21 protein-coding genes and 1 pseudogene are annotated in these 24,627 nt (G+C 34.5%); 17 read left to right on the top strand and 5 right to left on the bottom strand.

Features of this window, described 5'->3' with window-relative positions; translation table 11 throughout:
* Positions 1–70 precede the first annotated feature (70 nt).
* A complete protein-coding gene (locus tag PQ478_RS10840) occupies positions 71–415 on the top strand; it encodes an SMI1/KNR4 family protein (protein WP_289236892.1) in 345 nt (114 codons plus the stop codon).
* Here PQ478_RS10840 and PQ478_RS10835 read toward each other — a convergent pair.
* Together PQ478_RS10835 and PQ478_RS10830 are read right to left on the bottom strand one after the other, a co-directional pair.
* Entirely contained in the window at positions 336–1,340 is a 1,005-nt protein-coding gene (locus tag PQ478_RS10835) for a DUF3231 family protein (RefSeq protein WP_289236891.1), read from the bottom strand. The genes PQ478_RS10840 and PQ478_RS10835 overlap by 80 nt on opposite strands.
* A 537-nt stretch (positions 1,341–1,877) precedes the next feature.
* A complete protein-coding gene (locus PQ478_RS10830) occupies positions 1,878–2,720 on the bottom strand; it encodes an HAD-IIB family hydrolase (protein WP_289236890.1) in 843 nt (280 codons plus the stop codon).
* A 76-nt stretch (positions 2,721–2,796) separates the two neighbouring features.
* On the opposite strand from PQ478_RS10830, the gene PQ478_RS10825 reads away from it, so the two are divergent.
* Positions 2,797–3,783 (top strand): LacI family DNA-binding transcriptional regulator, encoded by a 987-nt coding sequence (locus PQ478_RS10825; RefSeq protein WP_289236889.1) that lies wholly within the window; start codon positions 2,797–2,799, stop codon positions 3,781–3,783.
* Between the two features lie 185 nt (positions 3,784–3,968).
* Here the strand turns inward: PQ478_RS10825 and PQ478_RS10820 are convergent, their stop codons facing one another.
* Entirely contained in the window at positions 3,969–4,382 is a 414-nt protein-coding gene (locus PQ478_RS10820; protein ID WP_289236888.1) for a PH domain-containing protein, read from the bottom strand.
* Positions 4,383–4,517: 135 nt separating this feature from the next.
* On the bottom strand, positions 4,518–4,724 hold the full coding sequence (locus PQ478_RS10815; protein ID WP_075682489.1) for a hypothetical protein: 207 nt from the start codon (positions 4,722–4,724) through the stop codon (positions 4,518–4,520).
* Positions 4,725–4,864: 140 nt separating this feature from the next.
* Here PQ478_RS10815 and PQ478_RS10810 point away from each other — a divergent pair, with 140 nt between their 5' ends.
* From PQ478_RS10810 to PQ478_RS10770, 9 genes and pseudogenes are all read left to right on the top strand, one after another.
* On the top strand, positions 4,865–5,110 hold the full coding sequence (locus PQ478_RS10810) for a hypothetical protein (protein WP_289236887.1): 246 nt from the start codon (positions 4,865–4,867) through the stop codon (positions 5,108–5,110).
* 53 nt (positions 5,111–5,163) lie between these two features.
* On the top strand, positions 5,164–5,535 hold the full coding sequence (locus PQ478_RS10805; protein WP_289236886.1) for a hypothetical protein: 372 nt from the start codon (positions 5,164–5,166) through the stop codon (positions 5,533–5,535).
* Positions 5,536–5,719: 184 nt separating this feature from the next.
* A pseudogene (locus tag PQ478_RS10800) lies at positions 5,720–6,081 on the top strand (MepB family protein).
* 278 nt (positions 6,082–6,359) lie between these two features.
* Positions 6,360–6,605, top strand: coding sequence for a DUF4829 domain-containing protein (locus PQ478_RS10795; RefSeq protein WP_289236885.1), 246 nt, complete (start codon positions 6,360–6,362; stop codon positions 6,603–6,605).
* A 156-nt stretch (positions 6,606–6,761) separates the two neighbouring features.
* Positions 6,762–8,636 (top strand): LXG domain-containing protein, encoded by a 1,875-nt coding sequence (locus PQ478_RS10790; protein WP_289236884.1) that lies wholly within the window; start codon positions 6,762–6,764, stop codon positions 8,634–8,636.
* 10 nt (positions 8,637–8,646) lie between these two features.
* Positions 8,647–9,114 carry a UCP033725 family protein gene (locus tag PQ478_RS10785; RefSeq protein WP_289236883.1) on the top strand — a complete coding sequence of 156 codons (468 nt, stop codon included), beginning with the start codon at positions 8,647–8,649 and terminating at the stop codon, positions 9,112–9,114.
* 232 nt (positions 9,115–9,346) lie between these two features.
* Positions 9,347–9,799: a DUF5946 family protein gene (locus tag PQ478_RS10780; protein ID WP_289236882.1), complete on the top strand. Its 453-nt coding sequence runs from the start codon at positions 9,347–9,349 to the stop codon at positions 9,797–9,799.
* 264 nt (positions 9,800–10,063) lie between these two features.
* Positions 10,064–10,357 (top strand): helix-turn-helix domain-containing protein, encoded by a 294-nt coding sequence (locus PQ478_RS10775; protein ID WP_289236881.1) that lies wholly within the window; start codon positions 10,064–10,066, stop codon positions 10,355–10,357.
* 121 nt (positions 10,358–10,478) lie between these two features.
* Positions 10,479–11,000: a competence protein ComK gene (locus tag PQ478_RS10770; RefSeq protein WP_289236880.1), complete on the top strand. Its 522-nt coding sequence runs from the start codon at positions 10,479–10,481 to the stop codon at positions 10,998–11,000.
* An 835-nt stretch (positions 11,001–11,835) separates the two neighbouring features.
* Here PQ478_RS10770 and PQ478_RS10765 read toward each other — a convergent pair.
* Entirely contained in the window at positions 11,836–13,149 is a 1,314-nt protein-coding gene (locus PQ478_RS10765) for a M20/M25/M40 family metallo-hydrolase (protein WP_289236879.1), read from the bottom strand.
* Positions 13,150–13,283: 134 nt separating this feature from the next.
* On the opposite strand from PQ478_RS10765, the gene PQ478_RS10760 reads away from it, so the two are divergent.
* The 6 genes from PQ478_RS10760 (at position 13,284) to drmB (ending at position 24,331) form a co-directional block, all read left to right on the top strand.
* Positions 13,284–14,273: a winged helix-turn-helix domain-containing protein gene (locus tag PQ478_RS10760; RefSeq protein ID WP_289236878.1), complete on the top strand. Its 990-nt coding sequence runs from the start codon at positions 13,284–13,286 to the stop codon at positions 14,271–14,273.
* Between the two features lie 213 nt (positions 14,274–14,486).
* Positions 14,487–15,623 (top strand): HNH endonuclease, encoded by a 1,137-nt coding sequence (locus PQ478_RS10755; protein WP_289236877.1) that lies wholly within the window; start codon positions 14,487–14,489, stop codon positions 15,621–15,623.
* A gap of 714 nt (positions 15,624–16,337) precedes the next feature.
* On the top strand, positions 16,338–17,294 hold the full coding sequence (locus tag PQ478_RS10750) for a hypothetical protein (protein ID WP_289236876.1): 957 nt from the start codon (positions 16,338–16,340) through the stop codon (positions 17,292–17,294).
* Positions 17,287–18,846: a DISARM anti-phage system protein DrmE domain-containing protein gene (locus PQ478_RS10745; RefSeq protein ID WP_289236875.1), complete on the top strand. Its 1,560-nt coding sequence runs from the start codon at positions 17,287–17,289 to the stop codon at positions 18,844–18,846. The genes PQ478_RS10750 and PQ478_RS10745 overlap by 8 nt, the downstream gene beginning before the upstream one ends.
* 14 nt (positions 18,847–18,860) lie before the next feature.
* Positions 18,861–22,415: a helicase-related protein gene (locus PQ478_RS10740; RefSeq protein WP_289236874.1), complete on the top strand. Its 3,555-nt coding sequence runs from the start codon at positions 18,861–18,863 to the stop codon at positions 22,413–22,415.
* Positions 22,412–24,331, top strand: a complete 1,920-nt coding sequence (drmB, locus tag PQ478_RS10735; RefSeq protein ID WP_289236873.1) for a DUF1998 domain-containing protein — start codon at positions 22,412–22,414, stop codon at positions 24,329–24,331. The genes PQ478_RS10740 and drmB overlap by 4 nt, the downstream gene beginning before the upstream one ends.
* The last annotated feature ends 296 nt before the right edge of the window (positions 24,332–24,627 follow it).

Here is a 24,627-nt window from a genome sequence, read left to right as displayed (position 1 = left end):
ATAGCGCTTGTATGTCAACTTGCACAACAAGTGCTTTTATGAATGAAATAGTTTAATAGGTGATTAACCAATGAACCCAAAAATTGAAGAAATGCTTAATGAATATATAGAAGATGGAGATTTTATTGGAACAGTTTCAGATGAAGCTATTGAAAAGGCGGAAGAAGTTTTAAAAGTGAAATTCCCAAGAGACTATAGAAAATTTGTTAAACATTATGGCTCAGGTGGCATTTGTGGAGTTGATATATTGAATATTGAAGGTACGGGTAGTGACAGGCACTATTTAAGGTCAAATATAAAACACCTCCCATTAAAGAGAGGTGTTATTTGGTTGATTATTTGTCTTTTGCAAGATTTTTTCTATTTGGAGATAGAGGAGGCTCTTCTAACCATTTATACTGCGTCATTAGATTAAACCATTCTTTTGTCACTATTAAGTTTTTCAATATAACCTTCTCATAAGTTACGGCAAGGTCAGTTCGCATTGCAGAAGCAAGTCCAGTTCCATGATAGGCTTGTGCGGTTTGTAGCAAGAAACCAATATGAAACAACATTAACTTATCTGAAAAAGGAGAATCCTGAGAAGTTGTGACTTCTGTTTCCCAAGACATTGGTACAGGCAAATTATCTTTCTTTAATATAGTACTAAGTGCTTGGATTTGGTTATCCGAGGTCTTTTGCGATGATTCCAAAAATTTTCTTACTTCTTTAGATTGGGCAACTTGGCTAAATGCAATAGAAAGAGTCTTCTCCAACACCTTCTTTTTCAAATTAAACGAAAGACTGATAATTTCCGTCGCAGCTAAAGGTCGTTTGTCCCCGAAGTAGCCATCTAAAAATTTTCTACCTGAAATAAATTCAGGAGTTGCTTCAGGATAAAAGTAAGGGTCTCTTTGAAAATGTCCCTTTTCTAACAGTAATTCTATCGTTTGATGATACATTCTTTTTCCGTCATTATCGCACGAATCATAAAAAATTCTCAAATCCTTTCTCACAGAGGCACTAAGTGATGTTATGTGTCCCAATAAACCATGTAATGTCATTACGTGTAAATAGTGTAAACAAAAAATGTCCGAAAACAATCTTTTTGTCCCTTTATTAAGGTCTGAATCAGTAAATCCAATTGGTACAGGAAATCCCTCATTTTTAATAAACGTTGCTATCTGATTTTTCTGTTTTTCAAATGTACTTATCGCATCCTCAAAAATTGTTCTTATTTTTTCATCTTCAATAATGGATAACATATACTTGTTTACAATATCAACAGCTGTACCATTAACATATTCTGCCCACAAAGTCCCTATCTCAGCAGATGTGAGTTTTAAATCCTCTTTATCCATAAAATCACCTCATAAAGTATATTTTACTAATTAGGATAGAAATATAATCTTTTTATAAATATAAAGGAAATGGAAAGTTTGAATTCTTGAGAAGTATTTTATATAAGTATGAGTGTGGGGGCGCAATTCACAGGCACCACCCGAACCTAATCGAATTTAGTCGAGCGAATATTTTCGATAATAAACGAGTATTAGGCCCTGATAGGAAGGTGTTCTCCCATAATAAATTTGGTACAAAAAGATTAATTATATATATCATTTGTAAAGTACGTTTAGGTAAATCACAAAAGACAATAGAACTTACTATGTTTGAAAAAGCAAGAAGAGTTGTCTGCTCATATAAAATATACATACTCAATCGGTGATAGTAGGAGATGATTACAGGTACCTGTCACTACTCGAAGAATGTCGAAAGATTATCGACAAAATACGGGTAGTGACAGGCTCTATTTATTAAGAGCACTTATTCTCACATCAAGTGCTCTTTTGAACGTTAACTAGTTGGTGAACTCTAAATTTATTATCCCATTTATAGTATCAATCATTGCTAAATAAGGTCCTCAACGTTTCTAATATACCTAAAGAATACGTTCCCTTTGTAATAGAAGCGTGTAAGCTCTTTGCTTCATCTGTAGCGTTAGCTAAAAGATAACCATATTCGACAGCTTTTAACATCTCTATGTCATTGCCGCTATCACCAAAAGCAATTGTGTTAGTGAAAGGAACTTGATAATATCTAGTCATAAATGTTACTATTTCTTTTTTTCCAGCATTTAACGGAATAAAATCAATATCAAAAGCGTCTGCTGGGTCTCCAGCTTTAGGGTTACAACGGTTAATATTTATGCCTAAACCGTTAGATGCTGCTAAATGCCTGATAATCCGTAAATCATATCGACTTTGAGCATGTGACTTCCAAAAATAATAATAATTACATTTATATCCTTTTTGTCCTAATTGAGTCTGCTCCACAAGCTTTATATGATAAACATTATAGAGTTCAGTTACAATATCTGTGACGATCGAGTGTGAAAAGCCACTTTTGATTAACCTATCACCCCATTCTTTATTAAACAGTAAGTCTCTGTCATTAACATGATGAAGCTCTGTACCCAGGTTGCTGGCAATGAAATGCGGACTAAATGATAGATTAGCCCGCTTCATTTTATAAGCGACTTGAAGTAGATCACTCCCGGTTACCCAGCCAACTTTTACATAGTGTTCATGAACCAACTTCTGCAAGTACTCTTCTAATTCTTTTAAATGAGATAATAGTTCATCCGTACATTCATGCGGGAAATAGGTTTCATCAAAATCAAAAAAGATAATATACTTTGCTTTATAATCATTTGAGAAAGGTTTATTAAATTGAACATTCATTTAGACAGCTCCTTTATTTTTTTTCAATATATACGCTGGGATTGGTCCCAGGTCAATACTTTTTTTGAGGTGAAAAATGGTTACCATATATGATATTGCAAGGATGAGCGGGGTTTCTAAATCAACCGTATCTCGAGTGGTTTCTAACCATCCCCATGTATCCGCAAAAACCAGAGAAAAAGTACTAAGAGTGATGCAAGAACATCAGTTTGTTCCCAATTCACTAGCTACACAATTCCGTTATAAACATACAAAATGTATAGCCATTATCACTCCAAGCATAGATCATCCATACTTCAGCCAGCTTGTTCATTACCTATCCGTTGCTTGTACCAAAAAAGGATTTAAAACAGTCATACATCAAACTCTCGCAAACAAAAAAACAGAGGAAGACATTTATATTCAACTTCAAAAAAATGAATATGATGCGATTATCTTGGCTTCGTCTTTATTAACAGAGGAAGAAATCGCTAAATACACAAAAAATAGATTACTAGTTGCTTGTAATGAGGATTTTTCCGGTAATTATTTTGATGTGTTCTGTATAAATGAGGAAGAAGTTATGATGGAAGCAACCACCTATCTTTTAGATAAAGGCCTTACAACATTAGCTTTTTGTTCAGACAATCTTACCTCACCTCTGCAACAAGCTAGACTGAAAGGATTCCGTTCAGCTCACAATAATAAGGGTTTACCTTTCACGGAACAATTTGTTTTTGATAAAGTATGTGGGATTGAGGATGGGATTGAATTAGGTGAGAAAATTTTTAAGGAGGGACTTCCATTTGAGGGCATATTGACAGGCAGTGACTTTGTAGCAGCTGGATTAATTAGTTCTGCATTAAGAAACAACATAGACATCCCGAATCAACTATCTATTATCGGCTTTGACGATCACCCTATTACTCTAGTTACTAGCCCTCAAATTTCTACTATTCGTAATAGAATTGAGGAGATGTCTAATGACGTAATCACCCACATCCTGAATAAAATGAATGAAGGGGAGAGGGGACCTATTAAAAAGGTATACAAGGGGGAATTCATAAAAAGGAGTTCTTGTTAGTACCAAACAAGCGTTTTACTCATTGGAATATTGACTGCTAAGTTTGGCTTAGTGAAGTACTTTAGAAGGTATTCTAGCAGTAGAATAAGTACTTAACATAGCCTTCCAATCGGGGAGGTTTTGTCAATTAGTAAATTTGTTGAAGCATCCAGCTAATTAATAATTCAAATGAAATTGTAAAAATTTTACTTCACACCTACTTTAATAGAGGGTTTCCTTTTCAGCAATTCTTGCATAAAATTGTCCGTGTGTTTTGGTGAAATATATACTGTTTCGTATTGTTTGTACTTAATTTCAATTCGTTCAATGGAGAGTGCTGGCGCTATCAAAATATTTTTGGTATGAGAAATTGAGTTAATATCTTCAATATCTATTGAATTGTGCGAAATGCCTGAGATTATTTTTAATGTTCTATGGGTAATTATATAGCGTGTATTAAACCATTTAGCACAAAATAAGCTTATGATAATAACCATTCCTATAACTCCCACCATACTAAAGTCAACAAATAGAGAACGATAAAGAATCCAAATGAAGATAAGGAGTACAGCCCAAATCAAACTACCTATAATAAAATCTTTTTTAGATGGTATGCTCATACAATCACACCTTACTTGACATGTAATTAAGTAATTAAATTACTTATAAATGTATATAAGCTAGAAAAGCAATATGTATTAAAAGTAATAACTTATAAATGACTAGTAACTAATCATTTAACTAGGATGAGTTTATTACCCCTGCTTGCCAGCCTTCGATTGATCTTTATAGGTTAGGTAGGCCAGTACAAAGAACATAAGTACAACTCCATAAAAAACCACGGCTTCAATAAAACCTTCCGCTCCTGTAAAATGATTGACAAATAGCAGAACGATTAACACCGTTTGGATACTGAAAGCGACCTTAAATCCACGCCCGTTATGATTTATCTTTTGAAACATCTTATCACTTCCTATTAGTAAACTCTAACATATCTATTAAATCTTAGTAAGTGTTATAAGATAGATGGAGAATGACACTTTGAAGAGAATTTTCAAATATAACATATACATACTAAACAACTTAATCGTGGTGATAATAAATGAGTAATCCTATTAGTAAAACAAAAGATGTACATGTCCGAACGAATATTGTCCTCAACTTAGCCAAGAAGAAGAGGGTAAAGAACGACAATGGCTACCTTGATACTCTCATCAAACGTTTAGAGGAGCTACTAGAAGACTTACAAATACAAGAGCTAGATACAATAAAAAAACATCAATCAAAGGAGCTCTTCGTGCAGATCTGGAGACCAACCTTGTTGAAAGTTACAAAGATCCTTTCCTAGTAGAATTAGATAAATTAGAATTTATGCTTAAGTAGGATGAAGGAGTATAACTAATGAGCACTGTTCATGATTGTAAGTTATTAAATTACCAAGTAGACTTTGAACGTTCTAGGCTAGAAATAAACGTTTTAGATGAAGAAGAAAAGAATGTGAAAATTATATTCGAAGATCTTTTTACTTTTCATTTTGAAGACCAACTTCCAAACAGCATACTGTTAGATATCGTTGAAGAAGACGTTCATTTATTTGCCAGTAAGAATAAAGAATTGTTACATAGGTCGAAAGATTATTCGTGGCCTATGAATTATGAGAATATCAAAGAATTAGTAAGATATATTAAACAAAACAACTATACCTACTACCAAGTTCAAGCTTCATACGGATTAAACGGATGGGTCCTTGCTAAGAGGTTGCTTATCAAATAATCTATGCTGGCTATGAGGTTCCAAACATTCCTCTTTAGAAGGAAGGATACTATTAAGAAATGAGGGAGAGGTAGAATCAGTGAATGAATTTTATGAGGCGCTAACATATGTCAGCAAAAATCCAGATTAAGGGGCAGGCAGATTTCAACTCAACTCGAAATCGGTTAGATTTAGAGTCGCAAAGATAACACCTAATAAGCTAGGGCAGTTTGTTGCTTTTTGGCAAAAAGATAGGAATCAAAAAACCAAGCTTTTTCAAATGAAAAGGCTACTGACTTATTGGTTATCAATACCTTCACTAAAGAGAATAACTTCGGACAATTTGTTTTCCCAAAAGAAGTCCTTATAGAACAAAATATCATTAAAACACCAACTACAAAAGGAAAAATGGCGATTAGAGTATACCCTGGATGGGAAAAACCCCTAAGCAAACAGGTAATCGAAACACAGAAATGGGAATTGGAATATTTTGGTGATTTAAGGAACCCCCAACCATTTATCAATGCGAGAATTATTAAGGTTGTATTCCTACATGAACTCCCATAGCAAATTTCCTCTTAAGTTGAATCTTGCTGTGTGGTTTAATAAACGTCGCTAGGTAATCGTCAAGTCTAGAATAAAATTTAAGGGGATTGAACATGAAAAAAACAATCTTTATTATTAGCGTCGTCGTCTTTGCATTTTCATTACTATATAACACCCAATCTGGTAAGACCAAAAATGTGCAAGTAATCATCGAAGCGTCGGTCAAGTTTACTGATGAGGAAATAACTGATGCATCAGTCACTGTCCAGTGAAAGTTCAAGGGATTTAGAGGATGTGAGTTGACAGAACTATGGTATGAAGAAAATAAATCAAATGAATTTATTCAAGACTATTTGACATATGGTAATGGTTCTTCAAACGGTATTGAGGCAGAAAATGTGATTGTGCTTTTGTCTAACTTTAATGTGAATGCATTCGGGGGTGATGGCAGTTTCGAGCCGAACTCAACCGAAACGAATTGGAAGTGGATATTAATAAGGGATGACAAAGATGATAAGTGGAGAGTTGATGACTGGGGGTATTGAAAGGTTCAAGTATAGGTGACTGTGTAGTCTACATATAAGGTGACGTCTGTTAACTTCTCATTCTACCAATATCCTCATATATTCCTATTTTATCCAGATGTCGAATGTACTAAGATAATAGGTAAAGAATTCCTATTGGCTTAATAGAGGTGATGTATGAAAACATTAGACGTGTCTGGCTTACATAGTGGAATAGATGAAATAAAAACAAAGATCGAACACCAGCAAGAACAGCTTAAACAAATTGAAACATCCGTAATGGGTATCGTCCGTTTAAGTGACTCCTTAAAAGGAGAGGGAGGGACGGCCATTCGTCGTTTCTATCAGGAATGCCATCTCCCGTTTATCCATTACTTAACCGGAACCCTCGCACAATATGAGCAGCTTCTTATGCAAATGAAGTCCTCGCTGCAAGCACTTGAACCAGCATCAAACGGAAGAATTCAAGAGAGCTTCCTTGAACAAGAAGTCGACAACGGCCTAAAGCAGCTTGAGCTCGTCACAACCGCACTCACCAACCAAACGAATGCGACCATGCAAAAGGTACAAGACATCGTCTACTTAAAGCCGCTGCAAGACGATGAAGTCAGGCAATATGTACAAAAAGCCAAGCAAGAAAAAGACCAAACGCTTGAGCAGCTGCATCAATTTGATTATGAGCAGTCTGTAGCACTAAGTTCAGTTGAAGCTGATACCCATGTGATGCAATCCTATATCAAGGAGATTCAGGCTATATTTAAGGGAGGAGCTGGTCTGAACCAAGGGCCGATCAATCTGATGATCAATCATTCCTCTCATATGCTTTTAATGAATAAGCTGGCCCAAAGGAATATGAACCTGCCATTTAGCTCCAACAGCTATTTAAATAACGCATTACCTTTATATGCTGAGTGGCACCAACTAATACAATTTAACTATTGGACCAATCCATCTTGTAATAGATTAAATAATTACCGAGCAGATAGTGAGAAAGCTACAAAAAATCCAATTGCAAAGTCTAGAGATAGTTTTAAAGAAATAGGTTCTATGGCATGGAGCGGTATGAAAGAAAGAAGCGAAAAGAAGTGGGGTTCCTTTACTGATTTCGGGAATTATATATCATTTGGGTTAGTTGATGGTGTCTGGAGTGGGTATAAAGATCGTTATAATGATATGAAAGAAAACCCTTCTATGGCCTCTGTCTTAAATTGGACTTCTTCCGGAATAACAGGCATGGTTGAGCAATCAGTTAAACCAAATGAAGCCTACTCAGCAGAACACTGGCTTAATAGCATAGGACTTGCATCTTTATTAGGTGGAGGAGCTTTGGGCCAGGGATTAAGAAATTCAGCGACTACACCTCCAGTTCAAAAAGTAAGTTCATCGAAAAAAGAGCTAAAAACTAATAGTGTAAATCAGACTAAAACAAGTGAAAGTATTCAGAAAGTCATTACTCAAAACGGGCTTACTGTTGATGAGTTTATGCAGTTACTTCATCCAGATAGAGTCTTATCAAGTGCTGAAAGAAGAATAGTAGATTCTGTTAGAGAGCAGATAGGAATTCCGTCAAAAAATACTCCTATGGCTAAAGTAATCCCACAAAGAGATATTTATAAATACGTGTATAATGAGTACACGGGAGTAAGAGGCTTTACAGCTGTTAAAGAGCATTCAAGCAACCTTAGAACATTAAAAGATAATTATGAGGGGGCTCGATTAGATTACAATAATTCTCCTTATAAACTTACAAATGGTGTTGATGGAATCTCAAGTTCAAATGGAGCTCCAGATAAATTCTATGGGGTCATTGAATATAGGTTAAATGATAATAGCAAAGTCGAGATTCCGAATTGGAATACTTCTCCAGAAAATTACCCCTATACAGGTAGAGGGTTTACTGGAAGTGAAAATGTTGTTCTCCCTGAGTATTTTCATGGGACAAGGAATTTTCAAGATGGCGATTTAATGAAAATAAAAAGTAGTAATACTGGAGATACATCTACCACCTTAATTTATGATGGTGATCTAAATTCTTGGATTCCTAGAAAGTGAGGAGAAATATATGAGTAGGTTTGCAATATATAAGGGTAATGTTTATCCTTTAAATGTTCGCGATGGTAACCTCAGGTTGAGAAGTAATGTCAAAGAAGAAGGCTTTAAAGAATTAATTGATATTGCGGGAAATAAACATAATGATATCTTTATTAAGCAGTTAAGTGAAGAAGACGTTGAATTAGCTTTTGAAATTGAGGTATTAGTGGTATTCAAAGGGGAAGAGTTTCAGTTATTCTCTTCGGTATCTCCTGAAGATAATACTGTCAAACTAATTAGTTTTAATCCGGAGCAGGCTAAACATTACGATTTTCAAATTCATGAACCATTTGTGTTTAAAAAAGAGATCTCATTTGATGAGGTGGAAGAAATCATTGAAATCAGAAAACCAATATTGAAGTGGGAAGGTCAACCTGTAAGTAAAAGCGTTATTCCGAAAGAGTCATATAAAGCCTATTTTGAATTAATGAATAAGTAGAAAGCTACAATCAACGCCTAAATTCCTAAACCTAAGCCTTCTTGCAGGGCTTAGGATTTTTTGGTTCCTAGTGCCTGCCACCACCCGAACCCAATAGAACTTTGTCGAGCGGATTTAATCGATAAAAAACAGGTATTAGGCCATTAATTTCTCATTAGTAACCCCTATCTTAATAAGTGTAGCTAATAAGGTGTAAACTAAACAAAAAGGGTTTTATACGGGAGCTTTAAAAGTGGTTAATAACAATACAGTAATGGAAAATGGAAAATGTATTGAATGTGGAGCAAGTCAAATAGATTGGCTTTCATGCTATGAGATGTTCCAATTTCCCTTGGTGTGGGAGCATAACGATCCCAAGTTATATGCTCTACATTTTTGGCTTGTTTCCTGCTATATGATTCAACACCCATCTAACTTTACAAAGGATGGTTATCATCAACTCGTTAACTTGTTCATCGAAGCGTACGACGGTGAGTGGGATACAGATTATATTCTTATAAAGAATCGGGAGATGGTAGGAAACATAACCAACATAACTAATCCAACTGCGAATGAGAAGAGAGAACGTACTTATAGAAAATGGTCAATAACAATTGAGGATATATATAAAGGGGGAGAAGTAAACGCAATAGACTCAATTAATAACTGGAAAGAGAAAATTAGAATCAATTTAAATGTATGTTAGACTCAAATTAAATTAACTGCCGATTAATTGATAAAGTGTTAATAACAATCAATAGAAAGGAGCTTGGTTATCCAAGCTTCTTTACTGTGGTTAATTATTATCTCAATTTATCACTAAGGGGTCTATTTTAACTTTTTATACAATTTATAATCGAGAAACCAAAAAAAATTTTTATCAAATTCCATATATTAGGTAAAACTTCAACGATCGTTAATGGTGTGTTATTTCCTGCAAACAGATAATGTTCAAAAAAGGAGCATATCTGTGGGAAAACAAGGAAAAGATGCGTTAAGTGAATCGTTTGGAGTGATCATCCGGACAAAAAGAAATCGAGCCGGCCTAACGATCGCAGAGTTAGCTTGGATATCTGGTTTAACAGAGACATACATAAGTGAAATTGAAAATGGAAAACGAAATATGTCCCTAGACATTATCATGAAGCTCGCTGCATCGTTTGAGCACGATGAACCCGGAAATCTCTTAAATGAAACTCCACATGAAGTATATGAAGCCATAAGAACACCAATCCAACAGCGAATCGACGAAAGCAAGAAGTAGAGAAAATAGGTGCCCACATCTATTTTCTCCTTAGTCAAACGCCTTATCCTACCAACCATCCTACTACGTGACAAGTAAGCCGTCACAATCCTACCACTAAACCTAAAAGGAGCGTTCCCCCATGAAACCATCTATCCAGCCGCATTATGATATTAACCGCCACACTCTTGCGATTATGCCAGCCTATCACACCGACTATGAAACGATTGTCTATGAGAATCATCAAATCTATTATGTAGCCGAATCAAGCCTGTCGATGATCAAGCGAGCTTGCATTGAAGGCGGCGCCACCTATGACGGCCGCAGAACAGCAGTAAGCGAAATCACAAGAGCACAAAGTAAAGTGCCGATCCCGATTGATACGATTGATCAGATCTACACCTTCCCAACCCATTCACCCACAAAGCTCGAATGCTCCTGGTTTTTCTATCACCACATTCGCACCTTTATGCCAGACCCTGACCACGCTGCGAAAACGATCATTACCTTCCGCAACTCCATCCAGTTAACAATTGATGCCACCTATGCAACAATCGAACGCCAAATCCAGCGCACTTCTTATTGCATTTTAAGACTCACATATAGACCATATAAAACAGAGCAGGTGATGAGGCAGATCAATTATTCACCAGCCCATTACTAATGACCTAAAAAAATTGCTGTTATTTGTAGAGATTTAATGTATGATGAAGATAGGAAATGAATGACAAACAGATTCCTTCACAAAACTCTCCAAGAATAAAAGTGAACACTCACACAATCAACGACTCGACTCTTCACCCAAGACCCCTTAAAAGCAAAGAAATTTAAAGACTCAACCATCACATACTCCATTACTAAAAACTTTATATAAACCATTCAACCACCTGCTCAAAAAACTCAAAAACAGCCTCAACAACATGAAATTCTCATCCACCAAATCCAACAACATTTACTTGCAGCCAATAAGAATTGAATAAGCAAGCATTAAGAAAGGATAAATAACCTATGAAACCACAAAAAGAACATTCCGTCCGCGCCTATCAGCTGCTTTATGATCTAGAACATATCCTAAAGAAAATCATCATCATCACTCTGCCACTTAAAATAAAACAAGACCCATCGTACTCCAACTTAGTCAATATCATCATCCTAAACAACCTCATCCCATTAACCCAAGACCAGCTCCAACACCTCACTCACACCAAAGTCACCCGAAACAATGTCTGCCATATGCACCCGATCATGATCCAAGACCTCAACAACCTCAGAAGAGTATACGGCCTAGCCGAAAAAGCCCTCATGAGACTCGAACACAAACAAGAAATACAGAGTGAGAGAAGACAGCGAGTGTATCGAAGAAAGGTAGATAATACGATGAGGTTTGGGTCGTAGGGGGAGGGAAGGTAGATCCGTAAAAACCTTATGTGCTAAAAGACGAAAAGGGCTAACTTCAATAATGAAGTTAGCCTTTTCTATTTAATTCAGAAAACTACTCTTTATACTTCCTCACCAGCCCGCACGTCTCCCCTAACCCCTATCAATTGCTGGTGCAGCACACCCTCAACTAATAACATCGTTTCATACGCTGCTTTGTAATCAAGAGTTTCAAAGTCAGTGTGCTCATGCAAGTAGCCTGCAGATAAGTTCACAGAGGGAATGCTATACTCAGCAAATACTCGAGCATCACTTGAGCCTCCAACAGTTACTTTCCAATCTTCCATACCTAATGACTGACCTGCTTTCTCAAAAAGCTCCCCGTACTCATCCGGGCAAAAAGAGGTGGAATAGTTTGATGTGACAATATCTCTTGTTCCTCTACGGTCAACGACAATCGCAGCATCGATATCAGAGATAAACTCTTGGTCAATCTCTCTAGCACCAACGCAGCCAATTTCTTCTTTAACGGTGAATGCGACTTTTAACGTACCATTAAAGTTTGTTTTAGAAATGCGGGATAAGACCTCTAAAACAACGGCAATCCCAGCCCGGTCATCTGCTCCTAGGATTCCATCTGAACTGGAGAGCACTGTTCCTTCTTCAATGATATACCGATCTTCACTAAACTCTTCAACTGTATCCATATGAGCTGAGAGTAAAACGGTTGGACCCTCACCGCAATTAAGGTAAGCAAGAAGATTGCCGGCACGGTCCATATACGTGTAGTCGGTGATTTTATTTAATTGCTGGCGCAGGTGATTTCTAATCTTTCTTTCATTACCGCTTGCCCCTGAAATAGAGAGGAGGTCCATTACTTTAGACTTGAAGCCATCCGCCTCTAAGTGAATGATATTTGCAGGGTCTTTAACTAAAGCAAAGAAATGTTCTGAAACATCAAGCAGCTTTTGAACTTCTCCAGCTCGATACAAGAAGGTCGCTTTCTTGCCTTCAATTTTAATTCGTACATCTTTAGTGGCACAAGCTTTCAATAATCTAATTTCTTCTTTCTTTAGCAAACGAATGAAAGAGACATGAGCAGGCCTTTTGTTATGACCGTCACAGCAAAAACTTGTGTGCAACCCTAGTTCATTCAGCCAACGAACAATCCCGCGAATATAAGGATCCAGCTCGGCTAGAGGCAGCTCTTGTTCCCTTGGATCAACCGACATTTCACGGCCAACCCTTTCTACCTGTGTTGATGCATGGAGAAGTGCTTCCATCCATTTAGCCTCAGGGATTGGGTCCCCAGTTTGCCCCACATAATTTAGCGCCTGTTTCAGGAATGTACCGACCTTGCTATGCCTACCCATAACGTTAGCCTTTAAATCTGACTCCATAAATCCATGACGTGCGAACAATGTTTCTTTTTTCATATTTACCAGCTCCTTCTGCTTTGTTGAGATAAGTGTAGCAAGAACCTTGTGACAACACTGTCACAACGAAAGGAGGGGATGGTTGTAGTAAAATAGAATTAGTACCTATATAAAAGAAGAGTGGGGATCAACGGATGAAAAGATATTCGGAATATACCTTGGAAGAGTTGAAAGAATTAGAAGATAAATGGATGGATAGGGAAGATGCATCAGACAGAAGATGGGTTAATGAAGGTGTCCAGCTTTTTACTTACTTATCGTCTAAGGAAAGAGATAACATCAGGTACAAAGAAGTAAAAGCGTACCTTTTAATTTTGCAAGGTGAATCCTTGAAAATAAAAGATCGTTCATTTGACAGGGCGATCAAAGCATTTCAGCAAGTGATAAGAATAGAACCTGATAATGCACGCGCGAACTACAGACTTGGCTTCCTATACTTTTATGAAGAAGAATGGACTAAGTCGTTAGATGCCTTCTACCAGGCAGCCCATTCAAATCCTAACCTAACAAGAAAGAAGTTAACTTCAGAACAAAAGGTAAAAGCTCATTACTACATACTTAAAAACAGTAAAATCATTACGCAAGCATCGCTCGTTCAAATTGATGATATGCCTTATAAACAACTAGAACAGAACGAGGAACTAAAGCTGCTTCTAGATGAAATAAGAAATGGTATTGAACCAAATGAAGAATTAAAGCCGTACCAAATGATTTTAAATGGAGTAGAGTACAGCAACATTTCAGAAGAAGAGTACGAAATGTACTCAGACATCGACCAACCCATGTTTATATTCAACCAGATCAGCCTGAACGATACCGAAATTTCATACAACGGAAGAAGTGTATCAATACCACTAAGAAACGCAGCGATCCTAGAGTATTTAATGAAAAATCCCTCTGGAGTATCGAAACAAGATATTATTTCCAGACTTTCACAACAATCCAAAGATCCAGAAGCAGCATTAAGACAGATTATATCAAGGCTTCGTAGGAGATTAGCAGAATTAAAACCTGAGATTGAGTTTATTAAAACAATAGATGGAGGATACCTTTGGAGTGTAGCAGGGCAGTATCGGATGTTTAAGCATTTTAGGTGTGTGGGAACGGAATTGCAATTGGATTGAGTATAATTACAGAATAAACCGGCCTACTATTTAATGGAGGATGCTCTATTCTGTTTACTAGGGAATTAATCATAAAAATAATCTAATTTCTTTATAACTCGGCTATCCATTTATGGTTACTCAGCCACCGGAAGTTAATCTTCTTAAATGATGTGCCTCCCTAACAATAAATTCTATTTAATATATATATTTTAAGTAAGAGGTGTAGGAAAAATGACAATTCCAAAAAACATTAATAGAGAACATATTCTAAAGGCTATTAAAAGAATCAAAAGAGAAGGAATACCATGGCGAAGACAATCAACAAAATACAACCTTCTTTATGAAAACAATTTATATCCACCTAAATATGTATTATCAATTGCTAATTTTTTTGCAAATGGTGAGGAATATTCATCTTACGACTTTAATGGTGGTAATGAGACTAATGTCTTCCTTGAAAAGATAGGTTTTTTAATAGTTAGCACTTCTGAAAATATACCTGACAATTCAACTGACACCCATTCATTTCAGCTCCCTATTCTTCAACCTGTAAAACGTATAAGGGAGTATAACTTATATGAATTTCCCACTAGGGACAGAGTAGTTTATGAATACCTTTTTCACTCAAGAACCCACCGCTGGCTTGATGAACATGCTATAGGCTTGAACCCTGAAGAAAGTCGTGGTTACCAAGCGATGGGAATACTACACTATATTGGACTAAGAGATAAACATAAAGGGATTTTTGAGAACTTCGATATAGATGATGCAATTAAACTACTAGAACAGCAAGATTCAGATTTTACTTTACTTATTCATTCTCTTCAAAGATACCACCAACAAGATAACGGTTACTTAAATACAATCGTTAGAGAAGTAACAGATGAGCTTTTAAAATTAGAATCAATTGTCTTAGATGAACAATTACAAATTGAAGTTACAGAAAAAGAACAGCTTATTAAGTCGAGAATCGGTCAATCAACATTTAAAAAAGCTCTTTTATTAACCGAAAAAAAATGCAAGCTATGTGGGATGTCAGATGAGCGTTTTCTAATAGCTAGCCATATTAAACCCTGGAGGCATTCAAGTCATCAAGAGAGGTTAGATGTCAATAATGGGTTGCTACTATGCCCAAATCATGATGCGTTGTTTGATAGAGGAGATATAAGTTTTGATCAAACTGGAGATATTTTAATCTCAGATAGTTTGGATGATTCAACAAGGATATTTCTTAATATAAATGAGAACATGAAAATTAGAATAAATAAGAGTCAGCTAGATTACATGATATGGCATAGAAACAATCTATACAAACCTAATAATCATTTTAAAGGCCAGCAGATACCTCCAATAGATCGAACTAAATAACTACATAACCTAGTGAACCGCACGTGGTTTATCAATTTCCAAAAAGTGGATATATCAAGAATTGTTCACTTTTTTGAGCGTCTGACGACACTGATAAAGCTTTAGATACTTGCTAATATTTTCTTGTGTATTGTATAAAAATTCCATGGGCCTATTATCAGAAAATAAATAATGCACGTGCTCATTACAAACTTGGCTTCCTATACTTTTATCAATGGACAAAGCCAATTACCAACCATTGTTTATATCTAACCAAATCAACATGAATAATATTAAAGGGAAGAAATATATCAATACCACTAAGCGCATAGCTATTCTAGAGTACCTTATCAAAAATATGAATTGAGTAACTGGATAAGGCATAATGTCGAGACCCTCTAAACACTCCAGAAAACTAGAAACATTTTATAAAAAATATCGAGGCTTCCTAGAAAATCAGTGTTTAATATAAATTCTGAGTTTATTGAAAATTAGAGGTAGATGTGAAGTTGGATTAAGAAAGCTTTTTAAAAAAGGCGGTATTCAATTATGAGGATTTAGTTATTTCTATTATATTTTGCGGGACTTCACAACTAAAATAAAGTAACTTAATAACCATGAAAATTAATTGTTTTGTAGTTTTAATAGTGTAAAATAGTAAGTATGTACCAAATTATCACTAGTATTATTTTATATTTTATTTATTAATTAGAAGATTTAAAGGATTGGTTTAATATGAATAAAAATATACCTGATTTTTTAAAGGTTATAAAAGAAGATTGGTTTGAGTTCTTCTGTGAACTTGGTTTTCTTTTTTATCATAGTTATTCAAGTGAGGAAGGTAAGCTAAATCTAGTGCTAAACGTCCCCTCTAATACCAATATAACAATAGCATTATCAATGGGAATAGCACATGCAATCTATTCAACTAAAGCAATAAATAAGGCCGATATCTCTAATTGGATTAGTAATATTAAACCTGGAACTTTAGTCTTTTACTCACCTAGCGAGACTACTCCAGAGAGAAGTTATATATTTGATGGACTATCTGAGTTAGGTTACCCAACTTTAAAAGGGCTGGGTATTAATAAAGATATGATAACTACATTATCTAAAAAAGAAACTTGGAAAAATATTCGAATTGCTCCAGAACAAAATAAATATAAACGTCAGAGAACTCTTACTAGTGATAGTGGAATAAATAAGATTGTTGAGAAATATGATGCAGATTCAGTTAAGCAGTTATTTAATCTTGGGAGCCCTTACTTCTTATTAATTGGAAATGAACATAACATTCGTAAAGATACCCAAAAAATAATAGAAGACGATTTTACAATTCAAGATTTTCTGAGAATCAAGAAATTTGGTGGCAGACAGTACTCTTTTATTTCTGAATGTTACTCTAGTAACGATGATGAAAAAAACACACATACTCTAAGGAACGGAATTCCAGTTGTAGTTGATGGGACTAATTCTTTTTTAAGGTATTACCAAGATATTAAAGAAAATCCTAAAGTTATTGTTTTAACAAGAAGTTCACCGTTAGATACAACTTTAGATGCTCTAGAAAAAATAGAACATTCACTTTTAACCGGTGAAATAAATAATGATGAAGAATTTCTACAAAAAGTAAGTTTAATAAATGTACCTTCAAATATAGAAATTCTGTGTTGGAGGGAAAAAAATGAGTAATGATAGAGGTCCAAATAGATATTATCAACTATCAAACTCTTATAGAATAAATTATATAAGAATAGACAATCCTTTATTAAATAAAATCTATAAAATATCTAGGCCGAAATTTTCTGGTGAGGAATATGACAATGAATTGTTTGGTAGATTCTTAATGCCACTGCGATTTGCTTTATATGAAATGTCTACATCATTAAAACCTTACTGTGAAATAATAGAAGAAGACAAGTTAAGAGAATTAAAAAATGTTGTAGAATTAATTAATGTAATATATAAAGATCGCAAAGAATATAGCCTATTATTTGATTTGCTTTTGAAGATTGTTTCTAGTAACAATAATCCTATATTGGATTATCTGAAAACAAATGTAATTAACCATAGTTCACAAACACATGCAGTAGTAACAAAACGAGAAATAGAAGAAAGTAAAAAAAGTTTTTTTAAGAGACAAATTGGTGTTCAGACTATTGAGTTTTATTCAGAGAAAACTTTTAAAGGAACAAACAAATTCTTTGATTTTGTTATTTTTATTGGGAATGAAAAATATTTTGATTACTCATTTAACAGTGTTCCACGAGCTAAGGTGAGTTACTATTTGTCATATAGTATTTACGATAATAAATTTGAAAATAATAGTATGTTTTCACACCTACATCAAGCAAGTTATTATTCTACCATGTATAAAGGGTTAACAATTACTAATAACGAAATAAAAAATATTAATGGCGAAGAGGATTTAGATTTCAAGGGGAATTCTGAAGAACCAAATGATACAATTCCTTCCCCTAATATAGAAGAACCAAAAGTAAGTTCATGGTTTTTACAAGATATAATCTCAGAAATAGACACGCAAGAACAAACAGTGCTTATTGAAATTGTACCAGTAGAATTAACAGAGGGGCGTATTATTCTCTTAGCAAACAACGAAAGGAAATATGAAATACTTACTAAAGCCAGAAGAATTGAAAAGAGAAAACTAGACTCTATAACAACAGAAGATTACTTATTGATTCGAAATCAAAGTGAAACCACTTTAATTAAAACAGTAGCAGATGAACTTTTTGCTGATGAAAACATTTCTGAATATCGACACTTACAGAAAAAGTTGAAGAAGTATTTAAAAAAACTAGATGAAAAGCACGGAACTGAAAAACTATGCCGTATATTAAATAAAAAGGGATTAGAATCCATCAACGAATTGAAAATTAATCATTTATTAAAAGATGAGTCATTTAAACTAAAGAATAATAAAGAGTATGCGAAGTTTTTATTAATCCTTGCAAAGGAAAATGAAGAAACTGCCACTAAGTATTATGAGGCTTCACGAAAGCTTTCAGCATTCCATATTCAAGCTGGAAGAATGATTAGTAATGAATTAAGAAGAAAAATAAAAGAATTAGATTTATCACAACTTTATGAAACAGGTTCTCAAATTGTTGAATTACCAGAGTATAAAGGGGCTTCTTTTACTATTGAAAGGATACTTGATTTTAAGAGTGAGATTTTCTCTGTTCCTTTAAGTCAAGAGAAGAAAGTTATAAATTTTTTATGAAAAGGGATGACTATATGGGACTTGAAATTAATATTGAGAATAGAGATGAACTTATTGATAAAATAAAACAAGAATTGATTGGCCCAGTTAAAGTGGATAAGGACAAAATGTTCCCATTAAAAGTAACCCAAAATGTCGTGTTTCAAAACAGGGAAGAGACTTATAGAAAATATTACAATTCTCAGACATTAGAAGAGATTCTTCAGGTGAACCCTCCTTTGTTACAATATTCAGCTGGGGTTTTATTCCCATTTGAGACTGAAAGTGATGAAGTATTAACTCAAGAGAAAGATCTAACAGAAAGTAATGATGAAGGTGAAGAAAAATTTATTACGAAAGATGGCATAAAAAATATTGAAACACTAATAGAAAGAAGTAGTTCACTTAATTTTAATAACAAAGAGGTAGATGAAGTAGAAAATGTCGACTTAATGCCACAAAAAAATGACTTTTCACCCGCTAGTTTAGCCCTGAGTTATTATGTGCGACTTGAAAATGAAAACTCTAAAATGAATATTGAGATAAATGGAGGAAGTTATAAGAACTTTTCTATAAGTTTAGCAGATGAGAAGAAGTTAAATAAATGGTGGACTCGTGAAACAGTTAATTTAGATCTAATCCAATTTTCTAAAAAAGATTTAATAGAGAAATCTACTCATACTAAAAACATTAGTGTGAATGGATTAACTTTACAATTATTGCTTTTTTCACGAAACTATGGGGATAATAAGTTTTTAATAACTATTAGTCTAACTAACCGAACTCCTGTCACATCTGACACTACTCTAGAAGAATGTTGTTTATTTCAGAGTGAAATATCATTAACCTTATCTGATTATATTCAGAATCAGTTTTGTCCTTACCCATCAACAAAAGCTAGTACACAATTGGATGAAGAAGAAAATTCTAATAGGTTACTATATCGAGAAGCACAAACTTTTGCGTTAGGACATGGTTGTTCGGCAAATTGGTTTAAAGATAAGGATCGTAGATACATTGAAAGGATTTCATCTACATTTTTACCGGAATATGAAGCTATAAGTATGACTCCTGATATTACTGATCAAAATGGGAATACTTATTCGATCTCAATGTTAGAGTTAGCTGAACTAGTTCCAAACTCTGATGCGATTGAAGAAATATTAAGTAATCTTGTAGAAACATATGAAAAATGGATTGATATAAAAGAAAAAGAAGTAGCATCTTTACAAGCTGAATATGGTAATACTCCAAAAAATCATTTAGACAAGTGTAGGGAATCTGCGCAAAGAATGAAAAGTGGAATTGAACTTCTAAAAAAGGACGAGAATGTAAGGAAGGCCTTTAAATTAGCCAACTATGCAATGGCGATACAACAAGTGGTCGGAACCAATATTAGAGATGGTGAAGTGAAGGATAATAACATCTTTTTTGAGCAAGACATAGAATTCAGGGAAATACCTAAATATAATGATATTTTGGAGAGAAACAGGGGGAACTGGAGAGCTTTTCAGATTGCTTTCTTCCTAATGTCTATTCCTTCGGTTGCTGAAGGAAACTCGATTGATAGAGAGGTTGTTGACTTAATTTGGTTTCCTACAGGTGGTGGGAAAACGGAGGCTTATTTAGGTGTAGCAGCTTTCTCAATGTTCTTAAAAAGACTTAAAGATAACAATGACACTGGCACAGATATAATCATGAGATACACTCTTCGCTTGTTAACAACTGACCAATTTCAACGTTCTTCTAGATTAATTTGTGCAATGGAAATGTTGCGCAAAAAATTCTCTGAGGACCTTGGGGGAACTCCTTTCTCAATAGGAATCTGGTTAGGTTCGAAAGTAACACCAAATCAAAATGAAGGTTCTTATGGTGCTAAAGAGCAACTAAAGCAGTGGAAAGAAGGAAATGACCGTAAGTCTTTTATAGTAAAGTCTTGTCCGTGGTGCGGGGCAAAATTGGGGAAATATACAGTTGAAGATGAGAATGTGTCAACAGGATTAGCTTCTAGACGTAAAAAAACAATGAAAAAGGAAGAACGAGTTCTTGGCTATGACTATAGCCGGAAAAATAAAGAATTAATAATTAATTGCCCAGATAAGAAATGCCCATTTCATAACAAAATAGATGTATATATTGTAGACGAATCTATTTATGAACATCAGCCTACGTTTATTATTGGGACAATAGATAAATTTGCTATGTTATCGTGGAAACCAGAAGCACGCGCATTATTTGGGATTGATAGGAATGGGAAAAGGCATTACTCACCTCCAAATTTGATCATTCAGGATGAACTTCATCTTATATCAGGTCCGTTAGGGTCAATGACGGGTATGTATGAAATATTAATAGAAGAATTATCAACGGATCGAAGAACTGAAAATCCAATTAAACCAAAAATAATATGTTCAACCGCAACAATACGTCGTTATGAAGAACAGATAATGGCTCTATATGGAAGAGATAAAAATAAAGCTAAACTTTTCCCAAGTCCTGGGCTTTCCCATGATGATTCCTTTTTTGCGAAAGTAGCTGTTGAGGAAAATAACCTTCCAGCTAAAGGAAGAAAGTATGTGGGGGTTTATTCTCCAGTAATAGGTATGCAGATGTTACAGGTGAAAATATATTCTATATTATTGCAATCTGTAATGAATTTCCAAGAAGACAATAGAGACCCTTTTTGGACGTTATTAAGTTTCTTTAATAGTTTAAGAGAATTAGGTGGCGCGCTCACATTATTACAAACAGATATACCTAGTTATCTTAACCAGGTACGTAAAAAACACAATATAACAGATAGAAACCAGACACGATGGCTTAATAATTTTCTTGAACTTACTTCACGATTAGATAGTGGAGAAGTTTCAGATGTAATTCATAAATTAAAAGATAACAAGAATTCTATTGATGTATGTCTAGCTTCTAACATAATAGAGGTAGGGGTAGATATTGATCGGCTTTCATTGATGACTGTAGTGGGTCAACCAAAGAATACAGCGCAGTATATTCAAGTTACAGGTAGGGTTGGCCGAAATTGGAAAGAGCGTCCAGGTCTTGTAGTTACTTTATATAAAACGGGAATCTCTAGAGATAAATCCCACTATGAACATTTTAGAGAGTATCATGAACGACTGTATTCAAAAGTTGAGCCAACAAGTGTAACTCCTTATTCAGATCCATGTATTAATAGATCTTTATATGGGTTAATTATTGGATATCTGAGACAGTTACATGATGAAAAAGTAGCAGATTCACCTGAGTATGTACGGGAGCATATAAACTCATTAAATAATTTTAAAGCTTTACTATTAAACCGTGTAAAGTTGATTGATCCTAAGCAAACCCCAGTGGTAGAGAAAAACTTTGATTTATACGTAAACCATATTCTGAATTTAGGTGCAACAAGTTGGGAAGAGAAAAGTGATGGAGGATATTTTCTAATGTATCAGTCAGGAAGTTATGTCCAAGAAAGATACAAAAGTACCGCACTACCTGTTCCTATGTCAATGAGAAATGTAGATGCTTCATGTCAAGGTGAAGTCACAAACTCTTATCTTGTGAAAGAGTTGGAGGAAATGCTTGTATGAAAAATAAAAATGAAACCAGAATCCCTTTAAGAAGGGCTGAGTTGATATCACCTTTTGGTGTAGGTGCAATATCAACAAACAATGAAGGTATTAATATGATGACAGGTGTACTTGATCAGTGGTTTAAAGGAAACAATGTTGATTTAGCTGATTATAGGTTTAATGAGTCGAGACTTGAGAATATCTTAGGAGTTAAGGAGTTTCGTCTTCCTCCCGATTATAGATCAATATTTGGCAAAAGTGGAGGCAGCCTTAAAAATGTAGATCTTAAAATTCCTATGATACTATTTCCTACATGGTTTTATTGTAACCGTTGTAGGAAAATGGAGAAGCTACATCTCGCTGATATTAGTAAGAAAAAGTGCAAACATTGTAATAATGGTTACTTAGTTCAAGTACCGTTTGTTACAGTTTGTAAGCATGGGCATATTGATGACTTTCCTTGGAACGAGTGGGTTCATAGAGATATATCTAATAAATGTAAAGGACCTTTAAAACTTGTCTCAACAGGAGGAGCAACACTTACAAGTATGCGTGTTGAATGTACTGTTTGTGGAGAGGACTATAAAAGGTCATTAAAAGGGATTACCTCTAAATTAAACAATGGAAATATTTCACCTCTTGTAACACAAGTACAAGAAGGAAAAACTTTTCTATGTACCGGTAGAAAACATTGGTTTGGTACTAATGAAACTGCACATGAAGAATGTCTTGAACAACCTTTTGTGTTGTTAAGAAACTCGAATAACGTTTATTATCCTGACGTTATTAGCGCTCTTTATTTACCAGGAGATTACTCAAGTGAACTCAAAGAAGTAATTGAATTTCTAAAGCAGGAACCAATTGCTCATGAAATTGAGACATTAAAAATTGTTATTGATGAAAAAGAAAAGATTGCAACTTATCTATTAAATAAGTTTAGTGTCGATCTCCAAACAGCAAACAATCAAACTATTATTAAAGCACTTACTATAATTGAAGGGGAGAGTCTGGTAGTAGAAGATAATGAATTAGAAGATATTGAAAAGAAACTTAGGTATCAGGAATTCTGTTCTCTAAATGAACCAATGGATAATAATCATCTAAAAGTTGTTTCAGAGTTTAATGAAAAATCTAATTCACTAGTGGAGTTTAAAAAATTAGGGATATCTAAAATTCATCTGGTACCTAAATTACGTGATACTAGGATATTGTTTGGTTTTGAAAGGCTTAATAGTGACCAATCTATAAATAGGGATAAAATAAATAAAGGAAGAGAATTACTTTTTAGGAATCCTAGTATTCCAGAAAATAATTGGTTGCCGGGTTATACAGTTTACGGGGAAGGTATATTTATTGAATTCAATGATGAAGTTTTAACTAATTGGGAAAATAGTAGACTGGTAAAAGAACATTTTAATTTACTACAGTCTAGGTATAAAGAGATAGAAGCAGCGGGTATAGTCATGGATAAAGAGCTGAATCCTAGGTATGTCATGTTGCACACGTTAGCTCATTTGTTAATTTCTGAGATGATCTTTGAATGTGGATATAGTACTTCAGCTTTACGGGAACGTTTATTTATATCAAAAGAACATGGAAAAGAGATGAACGGCTTTCTGATATATACTGCTTCTGGTGACTCTGAAGGGACAATGGGTGGTCTAGTTAGGTTAGGAGAAAAGGATACATTACTACAGATACTAGAAAGATCTATTGATAAAGCTAAATGGTGTTCATCAGACCCAGTCTGCACTGAAATTGGAGTAACATCGGGTCAAGGAATCCATTCATTAAATATAGCCGCTTGTCATAACTGTACTTATCTTCCAGAAACATCATGTGAAGAATTTAATAGATTCTTAGATAGATCATTAATTGTAGGTTTACCTGATACAGAAGGTATTGGTTTTTTCGAGGACTATTTTAGTAAATAATTATTAGGCTATTTATAGAGGAAGATAAATTATAAATAATTCTTACCTACATTCCAAATTTTTTCTATGGATGTAGGTATTTTTCTGCTTCGGATATTGCAGAAGGAGGTCCACAATAAATTTAAAGGAAAAATCCAGATTATACGTTTGGTGGTAATTAGCAAATTTAATAGAAAGTTTCTTTCTAAACATAATAAAAAAGGAATATTTAATCACAAAATTGCTATAAATTCCCCTTGTTTATCCCGGTCGCCTAAGGTATTGTTAGTAAACGACTCTACTATTTTATGTTATAT

This window comes from Alkalihalophilus pseudofirmus (assembly GCF_029094545.1).
In the GTDB taxonomy this organism is placed as follows: domain Bacteria; phylum Bacillota; class Bacilli; order Bacillales; family Bacillaceae_D; genus Alkalihalophilus; species Alkalihalophilus pseudofirmus.
The sequence above is the reverse complement of the archived record's forward strand: the minus strand, read 5'-3'. Positions and strand labels throughout refer to the sequence as shown.